Annotated in this window: 28 protein-coding genes and 1 pseudogene; 11 read left to right on the forward strand and 18 right to left on the reverse strand. The window is 42.1% G+C overall.

From position 1 onward, the window contains the following. The 15 genes and pseudogenes from QM956_RS01385 to nrdR form a co-directional block, all read right to left on the reverse strand. Positions 1-699, reverse strand: coding sequence for an N-acetylmannosamine-6-phosphate 2-epimerase (locus QM956_RS01385; RefSeq protein WP_033676556.1), 699 nt, complete (start codon positions 697-699; stop codon positions 1-3). Between the two features lie 581 nt (positions 700-1,280). After that, the gene (gene recG, locus QM956_RS01390; RefSeq protein ID WP_414302134.1) at positions 1,281-3,323 is read right to left on the reverse strand and encodes an ATP-dependent DNA helicase RecG; all 2,043 of its coding nucleotides are present in this window, start codon (positions 3,321-3,323) and stop codon (positions 1,281-1,283) included. After that, the gene (gene alr / locus QM956_RS01395) at positions 3,314-4,417 is read right to left on the reverse strand and encodes an alanine racemase (RefSeq protein WP_414302113.1); all 1,104 of its coding nucleotides are present in this window, start codon (positions 4,415-4,417) and stop codon (positions 3,314-3,316) included. Before alr ends, recG begins: the two co-directional genes overlap by 10 nt. Beyond that, the gene (gene acpS, locus QM956_RS01400; RefSeq protein WP_414302135.1) at positions 4,407-4,769 is read right to left on the reverse strand and encodes a holo-ACP synthase; all 363 of its coding nucleotides are present in this window, start codon (positions 4,767-4,769) and stop codon (positions 4,407-4,409) included. Before acpS ends, alr begins: the two co-directional genes overlap by 11 nt. A 45-nt stretch (positions 4,770-4,814) precedes the next feature. Next, positions 4,815-5,846: a 3-deoxy-7-phosphoheptulonate synthase gene (locus QM956_RS01405; protein ID WP_000864048.1), complete on the reverse strand. Its 1,032-nt coding sequence runs from the start codon at positions 5,844-5,846 to the stop codon at positions 4,815-4,817. A 1-nt stretch (position 5,847) separates the two neighbouring features. Further along, positions 5,848-6,879, reverse strand: a complete 1,032-nt coding sequence (locus tag QM956_RS01410) for a 3-deoxy-7-phosphoheptulonate synthase (RefSeq protein ID WP_023943773.1) — start codon at positions 6,877-6,879, stop codon at positions 5,848-5,850. Between the two features lie 80 nt (positions 6,880-6,959). Next, on the reverse strand, positions 6,960-9,473 hold the full coding sequence (secA, locus tag QM956_RS01415) for a preprotein translocase subunit SecA (RefSeq protein WP_078238162.1): 2,514 nt from the start codon (positions 9,471-9,473) through the stop codon (positions 6,960-6,962). Positions 9,474-9,618: 145 nt separating this feature from the next. Next, the gene (locus tag QM956_RS01420) at positions 9,619-9,906 is read right to left on the reverse strand and encodes a hypothetical protein (RefSeq protein WP_180947946.1); all 288 of its coding nucleotides are present in this window, start codon (positions 9,904-9,906) and stop codon (positions 9,619-9,621) included. A gap of 32 nt (positions 9,907-9,938) precedes the next feature. After that, positions 9,939-10,282: pseudogene (locus QM956_RS01425) on the reverse strand (hypothetical protein). A gap of 68 nt (positions 10,283-10,350) precedes the next feature. Then, positions 10,351-10,686: a hypothetical protein gene (locus QM956_RS01430; protein ID WP_414302136.1), complete on the reverse strand. Its 336-nt coding sequence runs from the start codon at positions 10,684-10,686 to the stop codon at positions 10,351-10,353. Positions 10,687-10,769: 83 nt separating this feature from the next. After that, complete coding sequence (der, locus tag QM956_RS01435; RefSeq protein ID WP_001207696.1) at positions 10,770-12,080, reverse strand: ribosome biogenesis GTPase Der; 1,311 nt, start codon at positions 12,078-12,080, stop codon at positions 10,770-10,772. A 13-nt stretch (positions 12,081-12,093) separates the two neighbouring features. After that, entirely contained in the window at positions 12,094-12,807 is a 714-nt protein-coding gene (locus tag QM956_RS01440) for an NADPH-dependent oxidoreductase (protein WP_261020837.1), read from the reverse strand. Continuing rightward, entirely contained in the window at positions 12,804-13,700 is an 897-nt protein-coding gene (gene dnaI / locus QM956_RS01445; RefSeq protein ID WP_150922479.1) for a primosomal protein DnaI, read from the reverse strand. Before dnaI ends, QM956_RS01440 begins: the two co-directional genes overlap by 4 nt. Beyond that, complete coding sequence (locus QM956_RS01450) at positions 13,701-14,870, reverse strand: replication initiation and membrane attachment family protein (RefSeq protein WP_414302114.1); 1,170 nt, start codon at positions 14,868-14,870, stop codon at positions 13,701-13,703. It abuts the gene before it with no gap. Next, positions 14,871-15,344 carry a transcriptional regulator NrdR gene (nrdR, locus tag QM956_RS01455; protein ID WP_001203672.1) on the reverse strand — a complete coding sequence of 158 codons (474 nt, stop codon included), beginning with the start codon at positions 15,342-15,344 and terminating at the stop codon, positions 14,871-14,873. Positions 15,345-15,483: 139 nt separating this feature from the next. On the opposite strand from nrdR, the gene QM956_RS01460 reads away from it, so the two are divergent. The 4 genes from QM956_RS01460 (at position 15,484) to gggC (ending at position 19,018) form a co-directional block, all read left to right on the forward strand. Then, positions 15,484-15,849, forward strand: a complete 366-nt coding sequence (locus QM956_RS01460) for a GntR family transcriptional regulator (protein WP_084928245.1) — start codon at positions 15,484-15,486, stop codon at positions 15,847-15,849. Between the two features lie 4 nt (positions 15,850-15,853). Further along, on the forward strand, positions 15,854-16,549 hold the full coding sequence (locus QM956_RS01465) for an ABC transporter ATP-binding protein (RefSeq protein WP_004256110.1): 696 nt from the start codon (positions 15,854-15,856) through the stop codon (positions 16,547-16,549). Between the two features lie 15 nt (positions 16,550-16,564). Next, the gene (locus QM956_RS01470; protein WP_020903238.1) at positions 16,565-17,332 is read left to right on the forward strand and encodes a hypothetical protein; all 768 of its coding nucleotides are present in this window, start codon (positions 16,565-16,567) and stop codon (positions 17,330-17,332) included. Between the two features lie 138 nt (positions 17,333-17,470). Then, positions 17,471-19,018, forward strand: coding sequence for a streptosactin export ABC transporter GggC (gene gggC / locus QM956_RS01475; protein ID WP_020903237.1), 1,548 nt, complete (start codon positions 17,471-17,473; stop codon positions 19,016-19,018). A 51-nt stretch (positions 19,019-19,069) separates the two neighbouring features. Here the strand turns inward: gggC and QM956_RS01480 are convergent, their stop codons facing one another. Together QM956_RS01480 and QM956_RS01485 are read right to left on the reverse strand one after the other, a co-directional pair. After that, positions 19,070-19,765 (reverse strand): LrgB family protein, encoded by a 696-nt coding sequence (locus QM956_RS01480; protein WP_001288952.1) that lies wholly within the window; start codon positions 19,763-19,765, stop codon positions 19,070-19,072. Next, a complete protein-coding gene (locus QM956_RS01485) occupies positions 19,762-20,136 on the reverse strand; it encodes a CidA/LrgA family protein (RefSeq protein ID WP_261065382.1) in 375 nt (124 codons plus the stop codon). Before QM956_RS01485 ends, QM956_RS01480 begins: the two co-directional genes overlap by 4 nt. A 282-nt stretch (positions 20,137-20,418) precedes the next feature. Here QM956_RS01485 and QM956_RS01490 point away from each other — a divergent pair, with 282 nt between their 5' ends. The 7 genes from QM956_RS01490 (at position 20,419) to queF (ending at position 24,074) form a co-directional block, all read left to right on the forward strand. Continuing rightward, a complete protein-coding gene (locus QM956_RS01490) occupies positions 20,419-20,799 on the forward strand; it encodes a MarR family winged helix-turn-helix transcriptional regulator (protein ID WP_033676510.1) in 381 nt (126 codons plus the stop codon). Between the two features lie 100 nt (positions 20,800-20,899). Next, a complete protein-coding gene (locus QM956_RS01495; protein WP_045611104.1) occupies positions 20,900-21,121 on the forward strand; it encodes a DUF4649 family protein in 222 nt (73 codons plus the stop codon). A 15-nt stretch (positions 21,122-21,136) separates the two neighbouring features. Next, on the forward strand, positions 21,137-21,451 hold the full coding sequence (trxA, locus tag QM956_RS01500) for a thioredoxin (protein ID WP_153198678.1): 315 nt from the start codon (positions 21,137-21,139) through the stop codon (positions 21,449-21,451). 201 nt (positions 21,452-21,652) lie between these two features. After that, positions 21,653-22,306 (forward strand): 7-cyano-7-deazaguanine synthase QueC, encoded by a 654-nt coding sequence (gene queC, locus QM956_RS01505; protein WP_414302115.1) that lies wholly within the window; start codon positions 21,653-21,655, stop codon positions 22,304-22,306. Continuing rightward, the gene (gene queD, locus QM956_RS01510) at positions 22,306-22,749 is read left to right on the forward strand and encodes a 6-carboxytetrahydropterin synthase QueD (protein WP_153198677.1); all 444 of its coding nucleotides are present in this window, start codon (positions 22,306-22,308) and stop codon (positions 22,747-22,749) included. Before queC ends, queD begins: the two co-directional genes overlap by 1 nt. Beyond that, positions 22,742-23,458, forward strand: a complete 717-nt coding sequence (gene queE, locus QM956_RS01515) for a 7-carboxy-7-deazaguanine synthase QueE (protein WP_153198676.1) — start codon at positions 22,742-22,744, stop codon at positions 23,456-23,458. The genes queD and queE overlap by 8 nt, the downstream gene beginning before the upstream one ends. A gap of 124 nt (positions 23,459-23,582) precedes the next feature. Next, positions 23,583-24,074 carry a preQ(1) synthase gene (gene queF, locus QM956_RS01520; protein ID WP_000082587.1) on the forward strand — a complete coding sequence of 164 codons (492 nt, stop codon included), beginning with the start codon at positions 23,583-23,585 and terminating at the stop codon, positions 24,072-24,074. Positions 24,075-24,283: 209 nt separating this feature from the next. On the opposite strand, the gene QM956_RS01525 is transcribed toward queF, so the two are convergent. Then, positions 24,284-24,952: an MIP/aquaporin family protein gene (locus tag QM956_RS01525; RefSeq protein WP_084926213.1), complete on the reverse strand. Its 669-nt coding sequence runs from the start codon at positions 24,950-24,952 to the stop codon at positions 24,284-24,286. Between the last annotated feature and the right edge of the window lie 232 nt (positions 24,953-25,184).

Consider the following 25,184-nt stretch of genomic DNA (forward strand, 5'->3'; position numbering starts at 1 on the left):
TTATTTAAGACCAGCAACGAAGCGTTCTGTAATCTCTTTTGGTCTAGTAATAGCGCCACCGACAACAATACCTCGCACTCCATATCCAAGGATTTGTTTGGCTTGTTCTGGTGTATGAATTTTCCCTTCTGCAATAACATCTACACCAGCATCACAGAGTTTTTTAATTAATTCAAAATCGGGACCATCCACTTTTGGACTGTAAGATGTGTATCCTGATAAGGTTGTTCCGACAAAGTCAATTCCTGCTTCAACAGCTGCCAATCCTTCCTCGAAAGTACTTGTATCAGCCATCAAGAGCTGGTTAGGGTATTTTTCCTTAACCTGACGAATGAACTCTTGAATCTCTAAACCATCGTAGCGTTCACGCTTGGTACAATCCAGAGCAATCACCTCGATGTCCAGTTCTGCCAATTCATCAACTTCTTTCATAGTAGCAGTGATGAAGGGTTCTTGTGGTGGATAATCTCGTTTAATTATCCCAATGATTGGAAGGTTGGTAACCTCCTTGATTTCCTTGATATCGCGAACACTATTTGCTCGGATACCGACTGCTCCACCTTGCTCAGCCGCTTTGACCAGCAAGGGAATGACTCCTCCCGCTTCTGTATAAAGCGGTTCGTGAGGAAGGGCCTGACAAGAAACGATGATTCCATCTTTGATTTGTTCAATCAAGGCTTCTTTAGTAATCTGTGGCATCCTCTTTCCTCCTTTTCTTTGTTCTTATGAGTTGATTATATATCATTTATGAAGCGCTTTCAATACTTTGTAGTAGGATAGATTACAGTTTCAAAAGTATTTTATAGAACAGCTGTTTCTGAAAGTAGTTTCAGAAAAGACATATCCTTTCAACCTATTGTCCCATAAACTAAATATACTATCTTTTGATTCTTTCACTTAATGATTTAGAAAGTAATCGTCTACTCTGAACTGACTCCATTCTACTCTAGCTATTTATAATTACCGTTCAAATCTTGAAAAAACTCAAACAAAAAAAGAGCATTTTCGCTCTTTCTTCTTCTGCTCAATCTTAATTTTTTGCTTCTTTCTTTTGGAAAGTGGTTTGGTAATTTACTTTAATCGTTACGGTCATGTGAGAGTCCTCGTTTCTTTTTGATGACTCTAGTATAAGGACCAAACCTGAAAGCTAGCTTAAGATTTCCTTATAGAAAGCTTATACTCAATGAAAATCAAAGAGCAAACTAGGAAGCTAGCCGTAGGCAGTACTTGAGTACGGCAAGGCGAAGCTGACGTGGTTTGAATTTGATTTTCGAAGAGTATTAATCTAAATGTTCTTTCTTTTCCAGATGAAGGGCAATCATGCGCCATTCTGGATCCTCTTGCCAAGCTTCTATCGAACTAATGTAACTAGCAACTTTTCTGGCTTCTTCTAAAATTGGAAAATCTTCAATAATATCAGCCACTTGGAATTCTGGAAGTCCTGACTGTCTGGTTCCAAAAATTTCACCTGAACCACGCATTTTCAAATCTTCCTCAGCAAGAACAAAACCATTGGTGGTTTCTGTCATGATGCGCATACGGTCTTTCCCAGAATCCGTCTTGGGATTGGCAACAAGAACTGCATAGGACTGCTTATCTCCCCGACCAACACGACCTCTGAGCTGGTGAAGCTGGCTGAGCCCGAAGCGATCGGCATCCATGATAATCATGACGGTCGCATTGGGAACATTGACCCCGACCTCGATAACAGTCGTCGAAACCAGAATATCCGTTTTTCTCTCTTTGAACTCCTGCATAATCTGGTCTTTTTCGTCACTCTTCATCTTACCATGTAGAAGAGCCACTTCTGCCTTACCTGCAAAATGAGCCGTCAACTCCTCAGATAAAGCAATAGCATTTTTCAAATCCAGAGCTTCTGATTCTTCAATTAAGGGAGAGATGACATAGGCTTGTGAACCTTTTTGAATTTCCCCCTCTAACCAAGTCAAGACCTGAGGTAGTTGCTCATGCTTGATCCAGCGTGTCACAATAGGCTTCCGTCCTGCTGGCATCTGGTCGATAATGGAAACATCCATATCGCCAAATGCTGTGATAGCCAGCGTCCGTGGAATAGGAGTCGCCGTCATCATGAGGACATCTGGGTTGTCGCCTTTTTCTCTCAGAACACGCCTTTGCCCTACACCAAAGCGGTGCTGCTCATCGATGATAATCAAGCCCAGACGAGCATAATCCACCCCATCCTGTATCAGAGCGTGGGTTCCAATAATCAAATCAGCCTCACCCTTGGCAATAGTCTCCAAGACTTCTCTCTTTTCTGCAGCTTTCAAGGAACCTGTCAAGAGAGCCAGTTTCAAGTCTGGAAAAAGGTTCTGTAAACTCTCAAAGTGTTGCTCTGCAAGGATTTCTGTTGGTACCATGAGGGCTGCTTGGTAGCCAGCCGTCACTGCCGCATACATAGCCAAGCCAGCGACTACCGTTTTCCCGCTCCCCACATCCCCTTGCAAAAGACGATTCATGTGGTGGTCCGACTTCATGTCGGTCAAAATTTCCTGCAAACTCTTTTCCTGAGCTGGGGTCAGGGCAAAAGGTAGCCTTTCTTTGACTTCTGTCACTTTTTTCTGAGACCAGTTCAAAACCAGACCGCTGCCCTGAACTCTATTTTCAGACTTGAGCATCTGCAACTGCATTTGAAAATAAAAGAGTTCTTCAAACTTGATACGGCGAAGGGCCTGCTTGTATTCTGCCAAATCCTTTGGAAAATGCATGGCACGAACGGCCTGACAACGGGACATGAGTTTGTATTTGTCCAGCAAAGACTGGGGAAGATTTTCCTCAATCAAGAGGTCCAGTCCCTGATCAAAGGCTGTTTTAATGACCTTAACCAAACTGGTCTGACTGATTCCTTGAGCCAAACGATAGACAGGCTGGAGGTCATCTTCCACCTGAGCCAGGACCTTCATCCCAGTCAGACTAGCCTTGGCACGGTCCCATTTTCCAAAGACGGCAAGAGTTGCTCCCAACTCTATCTTATCAGCCAGATAGGGCTGGTTAAAGAAATTCACCGCAAAAACGACTTCGCCCTGCTTGAGGCTAAAGCGCAGGCGATTACGCTTGAAACCATAGTACTGGACACTAGCAGGAGTCACGACTTGACCAGAAAGAACAGCCTTTTCTCCGTCTTCCAACTCCAGCACTTGCTTGGTTTTGAAATCTTCATAACGGAAAGGAAAGTAGAGCAAGAGGTCTTGCAAGTTTTCAATTCCTAGTTTGGCGTACTTCTCTGCTGACTTTGGTCCCACACCAGGTAAGACATGCAAAGGTTGATGTAGATTCATGCTCCACTCCTTTCTTTTTAATAATATTCTCTCGGAATGCGGTCGCTGAGTAGACAAACCACCTCATAGTTAATGGTTCCACGGTAGGTCGCTACCTGAGTAGCTGTGATTTCCTTGTCACCGTTGCTGCCGATCAAGGTTACTTTTGTTCCTAGCGGATAAAGTTTAGGCAAACGAATAGTGATTTGGTCCATAGAAACCCGACCGACGATTGGGCAAGCTTGTCCATCTACCAAGACGGAGAAATTCTGCATATCTCGTGTCCAACCATCTGCATAGCCGATTGGCACCGTCGCAATGACTTGCTCGCTATCCGCCTGATAGGTCGCTCCATAGCCCATGCAAGCTCCAGCTGGAACTGTCTTGACATGAACCAAGGCAGACTCCAAGGTCAAGGCTGGAGTCAGGTCATAGGGTAAGTTCAAGACCTCTCCACTCGGATTTAGACCATACATGGCATCTCCCATACGGACCGCATTGAAAATAGTCTTTGCATGCCAAAGAGTCGTTGCCGAATTGCTGGCATGTATCAGCTCTGGAAGACCTTTCATACTGGCCAAAATAGTTTTAAACCGTTCTAACTGGGCATTAAAGTAGTCATCTGATTTCTCGTCTGCAGTAGCAAAGTGGGTAAAAATCCCTTCAACACGAGCACCATGTTGTTGGAGCAAATCTTGAGCCTGCTCAGCCTCATGAGCCTCTCGAAAACCAATTCGTCCCATTCCTGAATCAATCTTGAGGTGGACTGTTAATCCAGTTAAGTCCGCTTCCTTATCTAAGAGTGATTGAATCCACTCCAGTCCAGCTACAGTCAAGGTGATGTCATATTCTTTAGCTAGAGCAACAACTTCGATTTCAGAAACTCCTAAAATAAGGATTCGCTTGCTAAGTCCAGCCTGTCTGAGTTCAATAGCTTCATCGATATTGGAAACGCAAAAGCCATCAACATCATCTTGAATAGTCGTGGCAACGGCAACAGCTCCATGACCATAGGCATTAGCCTTGACTACTGCAAATTTGAGTGTTCCTTCAGGGATATGAGCCCCCATTTGCTGAATATTTTGTCGAATAGCTCCCAAATGAATCAGAGCCTTGGTTGGTCTATGTGGACTAGCTTTCATGATTTTCCTCCAAAATGACACTAGCTGTCACAAACTGATTGGTGTGGCTGATAGACAGCCAAATCTTTCCTGAAAATGGTGCCTGACTAAAATAAGGCGCCCCGCGTTCATTATTCAGGACTTCCAAATCCTGAAAACCGAGCTTGCCAATGCCCGTTCCCATTGCCTTAGAAAAGGCCTCCTTAGCCGACCAGCGACCAGCCAAATATTCGATTTGCCTGCGCCCTTTAAGACTGTTAAACCGCTCCATTTCCTTAGCTGTCAGCACGCGCTTAGCAAAGCCTTCATGTCGTGCAACTGCGCTTTTTATAGAAGCCAATTCTTCAATGTCAATTCCGTGTCCAACTATCATTCTCATCAAAAGGAGTTGAGATTCCCCCAACTCCATCCTTTTCACTTATTTTGTCAAGGTAGCATAGATTTCTTCTACCAAAGCCTCTGTATTTTCCCAACCCAAGCAAGGATCCGTAATAGAGCAACCAAAGACCTCTGGTTGATTTTGACGACCATCTGCTAGGTAAGATTCAATCATAAAGCCTCGAACTGTCTTTTTAATCTTCTCATTCCAATCACGATTTTGCAAGGTCTGGCGAACAATTCGAATCTGCTCCATATATTGCTTGCCTGAGTTATCATGGTTGGTATCAATGAGAATAAAAGGATTTTCAAGTCCCATGGCTTCATAGCGCTCAATGGCATTTAGCAGGGTTTCATAGTAAAAGTTAGGCTCATTTTTCCCATATTCATTAACTGCTCCACGAAGGATGACGTGAGCCAAGGGATTTCCTGAAGTCTCAACTTCTTGACCATGGAAGAGGAAGGTTTGTTTGTTTTGAGCGGCATAGATACCGTTAAACATAACGCCAAGATTTCCTGAGGTTGGATTTTTCATCCCGACTGGTGCATCAATTCCTGAGGCCACAAAGCGGTGCTCTTGGTCTTCCACAGAACGAGCACCAACAGCATGGTAGCTGACCAAATCATCTACCAAGACCAGATTTGACGGATAAAGCATCTCATCTGCCGTTGTCAAACCAGTCTCTGTAATCACACGGTAGTGCAACTGGCGCACAGCCTGCAAGCCGTTAATCAAACTAGGCGCCTTAGAAGTATCTGGCTGGTGAACCAGACCTTTATAGCCGTCTCCGTTAGTGCGAGGTTTAGCTGTATAAACACGCATAACCATGAAAATCTTGTCCGCCACCTTCTTTTGCAAGGCCGATAAACGACGGGCATATTCCAAGACAGCCTCTTCATTGTCAGACGAGCAAGGACCAATCACCAAAAGGATCCGGTCATCTTCTCCTGAAATAATGTCTGCCATTTCTCTATCACGACGCTCCTTTAGACGCAAGGCTTCCGCAGACAATTGGGTTTCTGCCTTGATTGCTTCAATATCGATTTCTTGACCTTTTTCAATAAATGCCATCTTATTCTCCTAGCGTTTGGTAGATTTCTCTGACGAGGACTTCCGTATTTTCCCAGCCAAGGCAAGGATCTGTGATAGACTTGCCAAATACTTCTGGTTCGTTCTGACGACCGTCTTCCAGATAAGACTCAATCATAAAGCCACGAACGTACCGCTTGATCTTTTCATTCCAATCACGATTAATCAAGGTCTGGCGGACAATTCGAATCTGGTCCATATATTGCTTACCAGAGTTGTCATGATTGGTATCCACAATGATAAAGGGATTTTCCAAGCCCATTTTCTCATATTGGGCAATGGTATCCATCAAATTATCATAGTAGTAGTTAGGAATATTCTTACCATACTCATTGATTGCTCCACGAAGAATGGCGTGCGAAAGCGGGTTCCCAGTTGTTTCCACTTCTTTTCCTAGGAAAAGGAAACTTTGTTTGTTTTGAGCAGCATAAATCCCATTAAACATAACATTGAGATTTCCAGAGGTTGGATTTTTAAACCCAGTCGCGAAATCTGCTCCACTTGCCACGAAGCGGTGTTGCTGGTCTTCAACTGAACGGGCACCAACCGCCATGTAGGAAATCAAATCATCCACAAGAGGAAGATTTTCAGGATAAAGCATTTCATCAGCAGTAGTCATACCTGTTTCCGTGATGACACGATAATGAAGATGGCGAACGGCTTTGATTCCATTGATAAGACTAGGCGCTTCTGTCGCGTTAGGCTGGTGAATCAAGCCTTTATAGCCATCTCCATTGGTACGAGGTTTAGCAGTATAAACACGCATAACCATAAAGATACGGTCTGCCACTTCTTCTTGCAAAGCTGCCAAACGCTTAGCGTATTCAAGAACAGCTTCTTCATTGTCAGATGAGCATGGCCCGATTACCAAGAGAATTCGCTGGTCTTCTCCACGTATAATGGCTTCTAGCTCTTGATCGCGCTGTGATTTTCTCTCCAAAGCTTGGCCTTCTAATTTTGATAAGGCACGAACTTCTTCAATATTAATTTTAGGACTTTTTGCTGTAAATACCATAACTCATCTCCTTATAAATCAAACGGATACCAAGTAAAAATTTACTTTTCACAAGGTATCCGCCTCTAAACTATCTCATTTTATTGTCTTTTACCGTGACAGTTTTTAAACTTCTTACCAGAACCACATGGGCAAAGTTCATTCCGTCCAATCTGGCTCAAATCCAAATCTTCTGGTATATTTGCTTGGTGGGCAGCGATATTGCGAGTCGCTGTTGTACTGATATGGTGTTCTGCTTGTGGTCTTTCTTGTTCATGAATTTGTGCTTTCATCATCAAGCGTGTCACATCAAACTCAATCGAACCAATCATGTCATTAAACATACGGAAACCTTCTGCCTGATACTCAACAACAGGGTTGTTCTGAGCATAGCCACGAAGTCCAACTGCGTTACGCAATTGATCAAGGGCGTCGATATGATCTGTCCACTTGTTATCTACCACTCGTAGAATCAAGACTTTTTGGAATTCTTTAACTGCTTCTTCATCACGTAGTTTTGAAACCTGACTATCGTAAACCTTCAAGGCACGTTGGAAGAGTTCTTCCTTGATGGCTTTATCAGACAAGCCTGACAAATCTTCCATCGTAATAGAATCTTCTGGAAGCAAGTTGTACTTAGCAAAGTTCAAAATTGCTTCTAGTTTTTCATCTTGTTTGGCACGCGCATGACCATCAACGACACGACCAATCGTGCGTTTGATCATAGAATGGATTTCAGGTGCCAAGTCACGGTCTGCAGTGATGACATCGTAACGTTGAGCATAGATAATCTCACGTTGTTCACGCATGACATCATCATATTGAAGGACTTGTTTACGGGTATCGTAGTTATTTCCTTCGACACGTTTTTGTGCTGCTTCAACCTGACGCGTCAACATGCGAGACTCAATGGCCTCTTCAGACATGTTGAGACGTTCAAAGATTCCCTTCAAGCGTTCAGAACCAAAACGTTTCATCAAGTCATCTTCAAGAGATAGGTAGAATTGTGACTCACCTGGGTCTCCTTGACGACCTGAACGTCCACGAAGCTGATTATCGATACGACGGCTTTCATGGCGTTCTGTACCAATCACACAAAGTCCACCCAATTCGCGAACTCCTTCACCAAGCTTGATGTCGGTACCACGACCGGCCATGTTGGTTGCGATAGTAACAGCACCACGTTGACCAGCATTCATGATGATTTGGGCTTCTTTATAGTGGTTTTTGGCATTTAAGACTTCGTGAGGAACGCCAGCTGCGACTAATTTCTTAGAAATGTAGTCACTAGTTTCAACCGCTACTGTACCAACCAAGACAGGCTGACCTTTTTGGTAACGAGCCTTAACGTCTTCGACAACCGCCTTAAACTTAGCCTCGATACTTGCATAAAGAAGGTCTGAGTGGTCAATACGTTGAACAGGACGGTTTGTTGGGATTGGAATAACACGAATGTTGTAGATTTCACGGAATTCTTCTTCCTCAGTCTTACCTGTACCTGTCATACCAGACAATTTCTTGTACATACGGAAAAGGTTTTGGTAAGTGATTGAGGCAGATGTCTTGGTTTCATCCTGAATTGGCACACCTTCTTTAGCTTCAATGGCTTGGTGCAATCCATCAGAATAACGACGACCTTCCATGGTACGACCTGTAAATTGGTCAACGATCAAGATTTCTTGCTCTTCGCTCACCACATAGTCAATATCGAGAAGCATGATGTAGTTGGCACGAAGGGCGTTATCGATAAAGTGAGTCAGAGCTACGTTTTCGATGTCATAGAGATTGTCAAGCTTGAAGTAGCTTTCAGCCTTGTCAATCCCTGAATCAGACAAACCAATAGTCTTAGACTGCACATCGATGATATAGTCGTCTTTGTCCAAAGATTTTACATAGTGGTCTGCCATGTGATACAACTGACTAGTTTCAACTGCGTTAGCACCTGATACGATCAAAGGTGTACGCGCCTCGTCAATCAAGATTGAGTCAACCTCATCGACCAAGGCATAGTTAAGCGGACGTTGTACCATGTTTTCAGCGCGAACGACCATGTTATCACGAAGGTAGTCAAATCCAATTTCTGAGTTGGTTGAGTAGGTAATATCACACTCATAGGCTTCTTTTTTCTCCATTGGAGACTTGGCAGCCAAGTTAATCCCTACTGACAAACCAAGCCATGAGTACAATTCACCCATCTCAGTCGCGTCACGTTCTGACAAGTATTCATTGACCGTAACTACGTGAACCCCTTTACCTGAAAGGGCATTGAGGTATACCGGCATGGTCGCAGTCAAGGTTTTTCCTTCCCCTGTACGCATCTCTGGCACGTCACCATGGTGAAGAACGATTCCCCCCATGACCTGAACCTTATATGGGAAGAGGCCTAGGACACGTTTGGCACCCTCACGGACAACCGCAAAAGCTTCATAAAGCAATGAATCCAGTGATTCTCCATTTTGATAACGTTCTTTAAATTCAACTGTTTTTGCTTTTAGTTGGTCATCAGTCAAAGCAGCCATTTGGTCTTCGTATTTGAAAACCTTGTCAGCCATCTTTTCCAGACGACGGATTTCTCCTTTATCATTTTCGATAATTGTTTTTAAAATATTAGCCATGTTTTTCCTTACTTTAAATTCCGAATATTTTAGAATGTTCTTTTAATTTTAGCACAATTACTGATTATTTTCAAGGAAGAATCCCCATTTTGAAAAGGAAAAAGAGGCTAGTTTCCAAGCTAACCTCTCTGATTTTTATGATACTTTAATTGCCAAAAATCGGCAAAATCGCAAATAGGATAAATAGATTAATCCAAAGAGAAAAACAGCAGATCAATCCAAAAACAAAGAGACTGACTTTCTTGGACAGCAAGGCCATCAAAATAGACAGAATACCAAAAACTAGTAAAACTTTCTGCATGATTAAGAGATTGATAGATATTCCCAGAACTGGTTTATCCCAAGGAAGAAAGAAGAAAGCCAGCCAGATCAGCAGAACTAAACCAATATAGAATTTAGAATATTGTGTAATAAATGATTTTAGACGTGTCATAAGCTACCTCCTATCAATAAAAACCATATAAATCAATACCTTCCACCTTTTGACTTCCCTAGTTCTCGTCTCAAGCGAAACATGTTTTTGAAAAAGATATAGGTTAACCAGTCACTGCCTAGAGATAAGACTATCAAAAGCAACCCAAAACCCCAAGCACTAGCATCTGATTCATGATTTAGAACAAAAGGGAAAAATAAGAATGAAAAAATTGTCATATCCAAGCTAAACAGAGCTAAAAGAGAAATATAAATCCAGTAAAAATAGTAGAAGATGGGAAAATTTTACTGTTTCTGTCAGCATTGTCTATCCAATAGAAAAAATATAAACAAGGAAATAAGAGTATCAAATGAAACCAATTAAAGGACAATCTCATCAGCGACACCTCCTCTTTAAAATTGTTTTCTTTAGTTTCATTCTATTAAATGTTCTTACCAATATAAATCAATGCCTTCCATCTTTAGACTTCCCCAGTTCCCGTCTCAAGCGAAGCATTTTTTTGAAAAAGATATAGGTTAACCAAGAACTGGAAAAAGCAATAAGTAGTAATAATAGCCAAATGCCCCAAGACTTGATGTCTGCCACATTTCTCAATAGGATATTGAAAAACAAGACTGAAAAAACTGTCCAAGCAAGGCTAAAAAGAGCATAGAGGGTGATGTAAATCCAGTAAAAATAGTAAAAAATTGGGAAAAATTTACTATCTCTGTTAGCCTTTTCAATCCAGCTGAAAAAGTAAAAACAGGGTAATAAGATTAACAATTTAAACAAATGTTCCATCATCAACACCTCTTTTTGATAGCGCTTTCTTCAACTTCATTTTATCAAAAAAATCTGGAAATGTCATTCCAGATTCTACTTTTTTATTTACGTTTTCTTGCGATGAGATGGATTGGAGTCCCCTCAAAAACAAAGGCCTTGCGAATTTGATTTTCCAAGAAACGTAGGTAAGAAAAGTGCATAAGTTCTTCTTCATTGACAAAGATGACAAAGGTTGGTGGTTTTGTTGCCACTTGGGTCGCATAGAAAATCTTAAGACGTTTTCCTTTGTCTGTCGGTGTTGGATTGATGGCAATGGCATCCATAATAACATCGTTCAAGACAGCTGATGGAATACGTGTATTTTGACTTTCACTGATTTGCTTAATCATCTCAGGAAGTTTGTGGAGACGTTGCTTGGTCAAAGCTGATACAAAGATAATCGGTGCGTAAGGCAGGTATTGGAACTGCTCACGAATATCTTCTTCCCAGTTTTTCATAGTGTGGTTGTCTTTTTCAAGTGTATCCCACTTGTTGACCACGATAATCATCCCTTTACCAGCTTCATGGGCAAATCCTGCGATACGCTTGTCGTATTCACGAATGCCTTCTTCCGCATTGATGACCATTAAGACCACATCTGACCGGTCAATAGCACGCATGGCACGCATGACAGAGTATTTCTCGGTATTTTCATAAACCTTACCAGACTTACGCATACCAGCCGTATCAATCATGGTAAACTCTTGACCATCTGTATCTGTAAAGTGGGTATCAATAGCGTCACGCGTTGTTCCAGCAACAGGACTAGCAATGACACGGTCTTCTCCCAAGATAGCATTAATCAAGCTTGATTTTCCAACGTTTGGACGACCAATCAGGCTAAACTTAATCACATCTGGATTTTCTTCTTCATATTCATTTGGAAGATTTTCTACGATAGCGTCTAGCACATCCCCTGTACCGATACCATGGACAGATGAGATAGGCAATGGTTCGCCCAAACCGAGGGCATAAAAATCATAGATATCATTTCGCATTTCAGGGTTGTCCACCTTGTTAACTGCGAGGATAACTGGTTTATGGGTCTTATAAAGCTTACGGGCTACGTATTCGTCTGCATCGGTAATACCTTCCTTACCAGAAACGACAAAGACGATAACATCTGCTTCTTCCATAGCAATTTCTGCCTGGTGCTTGATTTGTTCCATGAAAGGAGCATCGACATCATCGATTCCTCCTGTATCAATCATGCTAAACGAACGATTGAGCCACTCACCCGTTGCATAGATACGGTCACGTGTTACTCCTTCGACATCTTCTACAATGGAGATTCGCTCACCAGCGATCCGATTAAATAGGGTTGATTTCCCAACATTGGGACGTCCTACAATGGCAATAGTTGGTAGGGCCATAATTTCTCACTTTCTACAATAACTTCTTCTGTTCAAGATTTTTTCTAGTTGAGTTTGGTTCTGCTTGACCAAACTGTTCTGCTAGACGCTGACTCCAGCTTGTGGTCGCACGCGCCCCAGCATAGTCAGCCTGTACACGGTCATAAGCTTCGATTGCATCAGTTGACTGTTCTCGGTATTCTTCCTCAAACACCACTTGATTCAATGGCAAGCGAGGTTTGACTTCATGTTCTTCATTTGGTATTCCTAGTGCCATCCCAAAGACAGGATAGGTGTAGTCAGGCAGCTTAAAGAGCTCTGCCACTTCTTCTGACTTGTATCGAACCAAACCGATAATCACACCACCATAGCCCAAGCTTTCAGCTGCCAGCAGGGCATTTTGACCAGCAAGAGCCGCATCGACTGAACTAATCAAGAGACCTTCCACACCTTGGGGTTGGAATGAATCGGTATGAAGTCGGGCTCCCTTTTCTGCTCGGTTCAAATCTCCGACAAAGAGAAGGAAAACAGCAGACTGGCGAATAGCTTCTTGAGGTACCAATTCATACAGAGCATCTTTCTTCTCTTGACTTCGTACCACAATCACAGAGTAGGATTGGAAATTCTTCCAAGACGAGGCCATTTGTGCAGATTTCAAAATCTCATTTAAGTCTGCTTGGGGAATCTCTTGCTCTTTAAACCTGCGTACTGAAGTGTGAGCCTTCATTAATTTAATCGTTTCTGTCATCGACGGTTTACTCCTTCTAAACGAGTCTCCTCAGCCAAATAACGGATGCGTTCCATGACGCGTCTGGCTTCCCAGGTTTCGTCATTTCCATGTTTCCCTTTAGCGAAATGCTGCTCCAATTCTTCAAAGTTGAAGTTGGAGGTGAAAAAGGTCGGTAAATTTTCCTGCATCCGATATTGGAGAATGACCTGCAGGATTTCGTCACGCACCCAAGCTGTTGACTGCTCGGCACCAATGTCATCTAAAATCAGGACTTCAGAAAGCTTAAGCTCATCCACCAAGGTCTTCACATTGCCATCACCGATAGCATTTTTGACATCGATGACAAAGCTAGGATAGTGGAGGAGAGTTGATGAAACACCACGTTTTTCTGATAAATCATGGGCTAAGGCAGCCACCATGAAACTTTTACCCACACCAAAGTCTCCATAGAGATAGAGACCTTTTCGAATAGTTGGATATTGCTCCACGAAGGCTAATAGCTTTTCAAAAACTGGCAAGCGACCCAAATCATCCAAGTCAACTTGAGCTAAACTAGCTTTCCTGAGACTGGCTGGCAGATTGATTAACTTGAGACGGTTCTTAATAGCCGCTTCTTTTTCCGCCGCGATTAGTTCAGGAGTTTCTTCATATGAAACATCTGCATAGCCATGATTCATAACCAAAATCGGCTTGTATCCTTTGGCAATATAATCCGTATCACCACGGAGAAATTTGTCACGCTCGGTGATATACTGATTAAACTTGGAGATACTGCGATTCAACTCCTCTGGAGTCAGGGATTCTTGCTGGATAAAGGCCGCAACATCAGGGTCCTTCATGATTTTCTGGACCAAATCTTGATAATGAAAACGGCTAGGTTGACGTTTGAGTACGTCTCCGACACTTTCCATCTAATCTCCTCCTTTTTCTAATCGAGCTAATAGTTCTTGTTTCTTACGTTCTAATTCCAAACGAGTTTCCTCGCTGGTTTCATTCTTATAATCTGGATTGCTCCACTTGGGTACATTGGACTTAGCAGGACCGGTTTTACTAGTCTTTTGAGCCTGGCTCTTCTGCCCTCGCTCACGAATGCGAAGAACTGCCTCTTCTGCTGAATGTATCTTTTGATAGGCGTAGTCATTGGCTACCTTCATGGCATATTTCTCATTGATATTTGCCGAATCCACCTTATTAAAGGTCAATAAGAGAATGATATTGATGACTTCGTCCAGCAAGCCCAAGCCTGCCATCTGTTGCAAGAGTTCTCTTTCTGTTTGGGTAATACTTGCCTTACGTGTTTGCTTGATTTCTGCCAAGAACTGCAGGGCAGTTTTACTTTTGGCTTCTTTTATAATGGTCGTTTCCTTAGGACTAAAGTCAGAGGAAACAGGTTTTTGAGCAATTTTTTCACGCATGCGTTTGGTTGAAATAACTTGAGAGACAGCTGTTGACTTGGCCAATTGATAAGTTTCAAACCAAGTCCATTTCTTCTCCTCAGCAATGGCAAAGAGGTTTAAGACATCGGACTGCTCATCCGCAAAGCGAAGCCCATCTCGAGCCATCAGCTGACGAAAATGGTCCAAGTCAAAATCATTGGCCACTTTCTTCTTGAGACCAAGGTCTTCTTGACTTCCCAGTTCTGCCAAGTCTGGAAAGACTTGATTGAGCGAGACAGGTATTTCTTCACCATCAGCACTTTCAACTTTCAAATCCTCCACAGCCGAGTCGCCAATCTTTTTCTCCAAAAGTCTGCGATAAACAGGATGCTCCAAGAAATCTTGACTTGAAAGAGGAGCATGGAGGGCTAGCTGATAAACATCCCCCTTTTGATAGAGGGTCAAGAGATTGAAAGCAGATAGGATTTTTAGGGATTTTATCAGTCTATCCATCCCAAAGTTGAGATGGTTAAGAATGCTTGAAAAAAGATATTCCTTTCTACCATTATCCCAAAAACTGATTGTATAAAGATAAAGGCTCAGTGCCTCCTGACCGATAATCGGGAGGTAGCACTGTACCAGAGATGAGGTATCTTGCGACACCCGATTATTCTTTAGATAAGAAAAACGGTCAATTGGCTTCATTTATCTTTCCTTTTTCTTTTTAGAGGACTGGGTGATTTGTTGGAGCAAGCTCTCTAACTCACTAACATCCTTAAAACTACGATAGACACTGGCAAAACGAACATAGGTAATCTCATCCAACTCAGCCAACTCCTCCATGACGAGTGAACCAATGTCCTCACTTTGAATTTCATTTTCATTTCGACCACGGAGTTTCTGTTCGATACGATTGACTACCATGTTTATTTCATCACTTGACACAGGACGTTTCTGAGCTGAGCGGATAATTCCATTAAAGATTTTATCTCTGGAGAATTGTTCCCGTGTGCCATCTTTTTTAACAACCACTAAGGTTCTTTCTTCTACTCGTTCGTAGGTTGTAAAACGGTGTTGGCATTCATCGCACTCACGTCTTCTACGAATGGTGTTCCCTTCTTCTGCTTGGCGACTATCGATAACACTTGACTTGGTAGCCCCACATTTTGGACAACGCATCCTTTCCCTCCTTATCGTTTTCTTTTCATTATACCATTTTTTAAACGATTCCCAAAACAATTCTTCTTTTTGCTTGACAAGTTTTTTGTTTTGTTGTATTATTTAATTAAGACAAAAGGATAAAAGAAAGGAGACCAAGATGTCCTGGACATTCGACAACAAAAAACCCATTTATTTACAGATTATGGAGAAAATCAAGCTTCAGATTGTTTCCCATACACTGGAACCCAATCAACAACTTCCAACCGTGAGAGAGCTAGCTAGCGAGGCTGGTGTCAATCCAAACACCATCCAAAGAGCCTTATCAGACCTCGAACGAGAAGGCTTTGTCTACAGCAAACGGACAACTGGACGATTTGTGACTGAGGATAAGGCACTGATCGCCCAATCGCGCAAACAATTATCAGAAGAAGAATTGGAACACTTCGTTTCCTCCATGACCCATTTTGGCTATGAAAAAGAAGAACTACCAGGCGTAGTCGGCGATTATATTAAAGGAGTTTAAGCCTATGTCATTACTAGCATTTGAAAATGTATCCAAATCTTATGGAGCAACCCCAGCCCTTGAAAATGTTTCTCTTGACATCCCAGCTGGAAAAATTGTCGGTCTCCTTGGCCCAAACGGCTCAGGAAAAACAACCCTGATTAAACTAATCAATGGCCTCTTACAACCAGATCAAGGACGCGTCCTTATCAACGACATGGACCCAAGCCCAGCAACCAAGGCTATCGTAGCTTATTTGCCGGATACAACCTATCTCAATGAACAAATGAAGGTCAAAGAAGCCCTAACCTACTTCAAGACATTCTATAAAGATTTCAATCTTGAACGCGCCCATCATCTACTTGCAGACCTCGGCATTGATGAAAATAGTCGTCTCAAGAAATTATCAAAAGGGAATAAGGAAAAGGTACAACTGATTTTGGTTATGAGCCGTGATGCTCGTCTCTACGTTCTGGACGAACCAATTGGCGGGGTGGACCCAGCAGCCCGTGATTATATCCTCAATACTATCATCAACAACTACTCCCCAACTTCTACCGTTTTGATTTCTACCCACTTGATTTCTGATATCGAGCCAATCTTAGATGAAATTGTCTTCCTGAAGGACGGAAAAGTCGTCCGTCAAGGCAATGTAGATGATATTCGCTACGAGTCAGGTGAATCCATCGACCAGCTCTTCCGTCAGGAATTTAAGGCCTAAGCAAAGGAGATTATTATGTTTTGGAATTTAGTTCGCTACGAATTTAAAAATGTTAACAAGTGGTATTTAGCCCTTTACGCTGCCGTGCTAGTTCTTTCCGTTCTCATAGGAATGCAAGTACACTACTATAATTATGTATCTTTCAAAGATAGCCAACCTGTCTTACTTTTCTTTCTGGCTCTCGTCTTTGGTGGATTGATGATTACACTTGGGATTTCAACCATTTTCTTGATTATTAAACGATTCAAAGGTAGTGTCTATGACCGACAAGGCTATCTGACCTTGACCTTGCCAGTTTCTGAACACCATATCATCACAGCCAAATTAGTTGGAGCCTTCATTTGGTCTATCCTTAGCTCCACTGTACTAGTTCTAAGCGCTTTTATTATTGTTACCATAACGGTTCCAGAATGGATATCAAATTCTGAGTTGATTCCACTTGTAGGAACATTCCTTCCTCAACTCTCTCTTATGGGGGTATCCTTCCTACTAAATACCATCTCAGGAATCCTCTGCATCTACTTGGCTATTTCCATCGGACAACTGTTCAATGAATACCGTACCGCACTCGCTGTTGCAGCCTACATTGGTATCCAAATCGTCATTGGATTTATTGAAGTCTTCTTCAATACCAGTACTAACTTCTATATTAATTCACTTGCAGGATTTAATGATAATTTCTATATGGGAGCAAGCGTAGGCATTGTTGAAGAACTCATATTCATAGCTATCTTTTACCTCGGAACCTACTATATCTTGAAAAACAAGGTTAATTTGCAATAATTTTAAAGTCTAGCGACAATAACTCGCTAGGCTTTTTTCGACCTCAGGATTTACATTTTTATATGAAGTATTTAATAAAAAGGAGTATAATGACTTTAAAACTAATTACATGTATATCGATAAGGAGGTCAACTCTTTATGCTGAGAAGATTTGTTACCAAGAAGCACCTCGCACTTTACTTCTTTTCTATTACCATTACTTGGCTTGAAGCGATTATCACACCAGCCCTTGTTCAGAATATTGTTGCCAGTTTTACCAATCAAGAACTAGGCCTTCTTTGGAAAGTTTTGATTTTAGGAATCCTTGGTAATCTCATCCTCTTACTAGGTTTGGCTGGGAAACGCTATTACTACGCCCGTTTGATTACTGACTTCAAATATGGAATCAAGAGTGCTATTTTCAAGCGATTTTTAAACAGTTATGAGATTAATGAAAAGGATATTTTGTCTGACCTAGAAAACGACGTCAAGCAACTAGAAGAAAGCTATATTGAGCCAACGGTCATCATCATTTCTTCTCTTGGCTTCACAACTGTATCCATTCTCTATGCCCTATGGACCAATTTTTACCTGGGCTTGATTTTCATCCTCTTCTACTCCTTTCCTGTCCTCTGCAGTGCTATCGGATCAAAGCGTTTGGATTCACTTTCTGAAAAGCGGTCAACTGTTAACCAGAGCTACTTAGCAAGCTTGACAAATTTTATTGGCGGTAGCCAACAAATTCGCCATTATCAGGGGCAAGACTACTTTTTTACTCGCTATCAAAAGCAATTACAAACCAGTCTTGATACCGAAATTAACTATGAAAAGCAACGAACTTTAAACAGTCTCTTGATCAATAGCATCGATGCCTTTTGTTCTGTCACACCAATCGTCATCGGTGGCTTTATGACCTACTATAATTATTTAGATGCGGCGAGTTTTGTGGCTATCTATCTGGTTTCCCATAATATCGGCTATCAATTTCAAGAGTTAGCCTACTTTACCAATACCCGAAAAGCAACTCGAAGTCTTCTCAACAAATACCAAAAACTTTTGGACCAGTCTGACTCCATCTCGCCTAGAAGCATAGAAAATATTTTCCCTATCCAACTTGACACCATCTCCCTTGAAAAAGAGGGGAATATCCTCTTATCTCCGATTTCCATGCGCATCAAGCAAGGAGAAAAAATTGCCATTATCGGGGAAAGTGGCTCTGGTAAGACAACCCTACTCAATATCATTCATGGAGAAGAGACACCGACAAGTGGACAGATTAGCTTTGCTGGTCAGAACCTGTCACGTCAAGAAATTACAAGTATTAGTTCCTATATTCTCCAAGATAGCCATTACTTTGACACGCTATCTCTGGAAGACAATATCCTTCTGGGACTGGATAAAAATAAAGAGACTTTAAATCATATCCTCAAAAAAACAGGATTAGAGCATTTGAAAAATCGAACGCTCAGAAATGATAGTCTATCTGGTGGCGAGAAACAACGCCTAGAAATCGCTCGCGCCCTCTACCATGATAGCCAACTCATCTTAGCAGATGAGATTAAGGCCAATCTTGACTCGGAAAATAGCAGAAAAATTAGCGACTTGCTCTTCTCCCTACCTCAAACAGTCATTGAAGTCATTCATCACTACACGGAAGAAGACTTAAAACACTATGACCAAGTCATTCACTTAAGCAAAGAAAAGTAATAGTCTATAACATACGATTTTAAAAAGCAAGGAACCCGAATTCCTTGCTTTTTAACTCAATATCAAACTGGCCACAATAGGGCTGACAAAGACATAGAGAATACCGGTGACACCGATAGCCAAACCACCCATGGCTCCTGCTACAGAGCCGTATCGGAAGGCTGTTCCCGTTCCGACTGCATGGCCTGTTCCTCCAAGGGAAAGACCAACAGCTACTGGGTCATCAATTTTCAACCACTTCAAGAGGGTTGGGCCGATGACACTGGTTAAAATTCCAGTCGCCACTACAACCACCAAGGTCACAGTGGTCAGACCTTGCAATTTTTCTGTAATCCCAACTGCCATGGCGGTTGTTACTGACTTGGGAAAGAGAGAAATGGCTAGGAAAAAGTCCATTCCAAAAATCTTTGCTACAAGGGCCGTGAAAGAGGTATTAACAACTACTGCTAACAGACTACCAAAGAGAATACTCCGTGCATGGTGCTTCATCAAGTGAAAACTCTTATAAAGCGGAATCCCTAGAGCCACGGTCGATGGGACAATCAAGTTGTTCAGATAAACCCCACCTTGGTAGTAATCTTGGTAAGAAATACCCGTCACTTTTAGAAAGATGATAATGAAAACAGCTGACAAAAGCAAGGGCGTTGTCAATGGATGGGGAAAACGTCTGTAAATCAGCATTCCTACTAGATAAGCTAGGATAGACAGGGCAAGCCCAAACAGGGGATTGGAAACAAATTCACTCATTTGGCATCTCCTTTCTCATAATCTCCCTCAAACCGTCGTTTGATAAACTGAACTACCAAGGCTATGAGGATAACATTGATGACTGCTGCAAAAAAGACAATCAAAACAATTGGCAAAAGATAGGGAGCAATCACATCAAACTTTTCCATGATTCCCACTGCTGGCGGCAAAAAGAGAATGGTCATATTGGCCAGCAAGAAATTCCCCACCATATTGACATGCCTGGTTCTCAGCCACTTGAATTGTAGGGCTAGAAAAAGAATAATCAAACCTATAATACTGCCTGGGATGGGCAAATGAAAGAAACTAGAGATCCCCTCTCCGATTAGAGAAATCACAAAGAGAATCATTAATTGAACATATAATTTCATCCTAAACTCCACGAAATAGACTTCTTGCATACCAGTTTACTCTTTTTTCAGAAAATTTCAAGGAAATGCACAAGGGATAATGAAAATTAGATAGGAAAGGGGATACAAACAATTCTTGACTTGTGAAAACAGGCATGATTTAGGATAAAATATTCCAGCGTCCTTCTTGTCAGCATTCTTGAAAAGTAGTATAATTATTGCATGCGCAATCATCTTGTGATGCAGAGACTGTCTGTGAATGGACATTCTTCTATTTATAACTCTAAAAAGAAAGGAGATACTATGACCTATTTGGAAAAATGGTTTGACTTCAATCGTCGTCAGAAAGAAATTGAAAGTCTCTTGGAAGAGACCATTGCCCAGCAGAGCGAGCAAAGTCTGACCTTGAAAGAGTTCTACCTGCTCTACTATCTGGACTTGGCTCAAGAAAAATCTCTACGCCAGATTGACCTGCCAGATAAACTTCATCTGAGCCCGAGCGCTGTTTCTCGGATGGTGGCTCGCTTGGAAGCCAAAAATTGCGGTCTACTTAGTCGCAGGTGTTGTGATCAAGATAGACGCTCTAGTTTTATCTGCCTGACAGGTGATGGGCAAAAGACACTGGCCACACTACAAAAGGCTGTCGAAGAAAGCTTGGAAACTGGTTTGGATTTCTTGATTTAAGATGATTTTAGAAAAAAAGTTGCGTGCGCAATCATTTTTCTTGACATTCTCTTTTACAAGGAGTAAAATAAAATCATCATTAAACAAAGGAGTTTTAAACATGATTGAAATTACCTATCTAGATGCCAGCAAGAATGAAAGAATTGTAACTTTCGATTCTTATGAAGACTTTGATCGTTCACAACAAGCTTGCCTTATCGGCGTCGCAGACTACTACCCCGTCCAAAAATTAACTTACAACGGTCATGATTTGGACTACCATGGGACTTATGGAGATATCTTCTTCTATCTCAAGAAACAAGATTTAAGCCAATATAACTAAAAAAGGAGAAATACAATGACAAAAGCAATTACAGATGCAACATTCGAACAAGAAACAAAAGACGGTTTGGTCTTGGTAGACTTCTGGGCAACTTGGTGTGGTCCATGTCGTATGCAAGGTCCAATCTTGGATAAATTGTCTGAAGAACTTTCAGAAGATGTTTTGAAAATCGTTAAAATGGACGTTGATGAAAATCCAAACACAGCTCGTGCTTTTGGAATCATGTCTATCCCAACTCTTCTCTTCAAAAAAGACGGCCAAGTGGTGAAACAAGTTGCTGGTGTTCACACAGCAGAACAAATCAAGGCCATCGTTGCTGAATTGAGTTAATCACATTAGAGACCAAGTACTTTCTTTGGTCTCTTTTTTCTTGCCCTTTGCCATTTTTCAAAAAATATGCTAGACTATAAGTAGAATATTACGATGTTTGGGACATGCCATCGCTAAAAAAAACCTCTACTTGGTATTTTTTAGCTCCCTCAAGGGAGCTTTTTGCGTGCTCTGAACATTTCCCATTTTGGAAGGAGTACTATGAAACGTCAATCAGCCTTGGTCGTCTTTAGTGGCGGTCAAGATTCTACAACCTGCCTCTTTTGGGCTAAAGAACACTATGAAACGGTCGAAGCCGTTACCTTTGCCTACGGCCAACGCCATCATCTCGAAATTCAAGTTGCTAGAGAAATCGCTAAGGAACAGGGGATTCGTCATCACATCCTAGATATGTCTCTGCTGGGGCAAATCACTGAAAATGCCCTGACCTCTGATCTGGAAATTGAGCAAAAAGAGGGAGAGGTTCCCAATACCTTCGTTGATGGTCGTAACCACCTCTTTCTGTCCTTTGCGGCAGTCCTTGCTAAGCAACGAGGCATTAAAGATATCGTGACAGGTGTCTGCGAGACAGACTTCTCAGGCTACCCCGATTGTCGAGATGTCTTTGTCAAATCCCTTAATGTTACCCTCAACCTTGCCATGGATTACGACTTTGTTATCCAAACACCTCTCATGTGGCTAGACAAGGCTGAAACTTGGGAATTAGCCGACCAACTCGGTGCCTTTGACTATGTTCGTGAAAAGACCTTGACCTGCTACAATGGGATTATCGGAAGTGGCTGTGGAGATTGCCCAGCCTGCCACCTACGTCAACATGGTTTAGATATTTATCTCTCACAGAAAGGAGAGGACTAATGTTTTTTGCACCCAAAGAAATCAAACAGGAAACCGGGGAGTCTCTTGTCTACAATCCACACAGAACCTTGGTATCAAAAGAGTTTACCTTCGATGCTGCCCACCACCTCTTTCACTATGAGGGAAAATGCAAATCCCTTCATGGTCACACCTATCATCTGCAGATTGCTGTCAGTGGATTTTTAGATGAACGTGGCATGACCTACGATTTCGGAGACATCAAAGCAATCTACAAGAACTACTTAGAACCCCACTTGGATCATCGCTATCTCAATGAAACTCTTCCCTATATGAACACGACTGCTGAAAATATGGTTTACTGGATTTTCCAAACCATGAAGCAAGAGTTGCCAGACGAACGTGGTCTCCGTTTGGAATACGTTCGCCTCTATGAGACTCCGACTGCCTTTGCGGAGTTTAGACGGGAGTGGTTAGATGACTAGGGAACGTGTCCTCAAACTACCAGTTCTGGAAATTTTCGGCCCAACTTTTCAAGGTGAAGGCCGTGCAATCGGGCAGAAAACCATGTTTGTCCGCACTGCTGGTTGCGACTACCACTGCGACTGGTGCGATTCTGCCTTTACTTGGGATGGCTCTGAAAAGCCAACTCGTATGACTGCTGACGAGGTTATTGCTGCCTTGGATAAATTGGGGAGCTACGACTATGTAACCCTATCTGGGGGAAATCCTGCTATCCTAGCAGCCAACATGGCCGAATTGGTCACTAAACTCAAGGAACGTGGTGTCACTCTGGCTGTTGAGACCCAAGGCTCCCGCTGGCAAAATTGGTTAAAAGATATCGACCAGGTTACTCTCAGTCCCAAACCTCCTTCATCCAAGATGGAGGTCAACTTCGAGACCTTAGACTTTATCGTTTCCCAATTGGATCCAGACAAGGTGACCTTTAAAATCCCTGTCTTTGACGATGTCGATTTGGCTTTTGCCAAAGGCATTCAAGAGCGCTACCAACCAGATGTTCTCTTCTTATCAGCAGGAAATCCTGAGCCCAAGGCTACAGGAAATATTGTCCAAGACCAACTGGACCGCCTCAAAGAACTCTGGGAACGAATCGCTACTGACGATAGCTGGGGCAATGTCCGCGTCCTTCCTCAACTCCATACCCTTCTCTACGATAACCAACGCGGTGTTTAATACTCTTCGAAAATCAAATTCAAACCACGTCAACGTCGCCTTGCCGTACTCAAGTACAGCCTGCGGCTAGCTTCCTAGTTTGCTCTTTGATTTTCATTGAGTATAAAATTAGAAAGAAAAAATTATGTCACAACAAGAAGAAATGAAAAACCTAAGCCTCCTCGGCAACAAAGAAACCAACTACATTTTCGAGTATCAACCAGAAGTTCTCGAATCCTTTGACAACCGTCATGTGGAAAATGACTATTTCATCAAATTCAACTGTCCTGAATTTACCTCACTGTGTCCAATCACTGCTCAGCCAGACTTTGCGACCATTTATATTTCCTACATTCCTGACAAGCTCTGTGTAGAGTCAAAATCCCTCAAACTCTACCTCTTTAGCTACCGAAACCACGGAGATTTCCACGAAAACTGTATCAACACCATCGGGAAAGACTTGGTCAACTTGCTAGACCCTCGCTATTTAGAAGTCTGGGGAAAATTCACTCCACGCGGTGGCATTTCAATCGATCCCTACTACAACTACGGTAAGCCTGGAACTAAGTATGAAGGCTTGGCAGAACAACGCCTCTTCCAACACGACCTTTATCCAGAGAAAATTGACAACCGTTAATACTCTTCGAAAATCTCTTCAAACTTTGTCAACGTCGCCTTGCCGTAGGTATGGTTACTGACTTCGTCAGTTCTATCCACAACCTCAAAGTAATATATTGAGCAACCTGTGGATAGTTTATTAGTTTGCTCTTTGATTTTCATTGAGTATAAACAGATACGAAAAAGCCCTGTTCCTCAAGATGAGGAGCAGGGCTTTTTGAGTTTCAATTATTCTTCTGTTCCAAGGAAGTTTTTCGCAACAAGAGCTGCAAGAACTCCACCAGCGATTGGAGCAAGGATGAAAATCCATACTTGTTGAAGGGCTGCGCCACCTACCAAGACAGCTGGTGCCAAGCTACGAGCTGGATTTACTGAAAGTCCTGTGATGTTCAATCCAACAAGGATCATGGCCATCAAAGACAAACCGATTACCAAGCCAGCAATCGCGCCATTTCCCTTGCTTTCTGAAGTCACAGTCATGATAACCAAGACAAACAAGAAGGTTGCGATGACTTCAAACAAGAAACCACCAAAGACAGTGACACCGTTTGCCAAAGCATTTTCACCAAGACTAGCAGTTGACATACCTGAGTTCGCCAAGAGGAAGAAGACAGCGCCAGAAGCAATAAAAGCTCCAATAACCTGACCAAGGATGTAGTTGACAAGGTCTTTTGATGACAAACGTTTGTTTACAAACATAGCGATTGAAACCGCTGGGTTCAAGTGAGCACCTGAAACAGTTCCGATTGAGTAGGCTGCAACTACGATTGCCAAACCAAAGGCAAAGGCGATTCCAAGGTGACCAAGGCCATCAAGACCATTTCCAAAAACAACAGCTCCTGTCCCAATGAACACAAGCATGAACGTACCGATTAACTCAGCGACAAATTTTTTCATTCTCTTTCTCCTTTTTTCAAAACTAGATACTAGTCTATCAAAAGAGGGAAAGGGTTTCAAGAAAATTGATTGGAAATTTTCGGGATAAAATTCTATAAAAACGGTAGTGTTTATTTGAAACATTTTTTCTAAAGTTATATACTATCAATATAGTTCTAATAAGTTATTTATTCCCTAATTTGAACTAATTTTTACAACTTTGCTGTTCTTTTATGAACGTTTGAATGGTATC

Source organism: Streptococcus mitis (assembly GCF_047460035.1).
GTDB classification, from domain to species: domain Bacteria; phylum Bacillota; class Bacilli; order Lactobacillales; family Streptococcaceae; genus Streptococcus; species Streptococcus mitis_DW.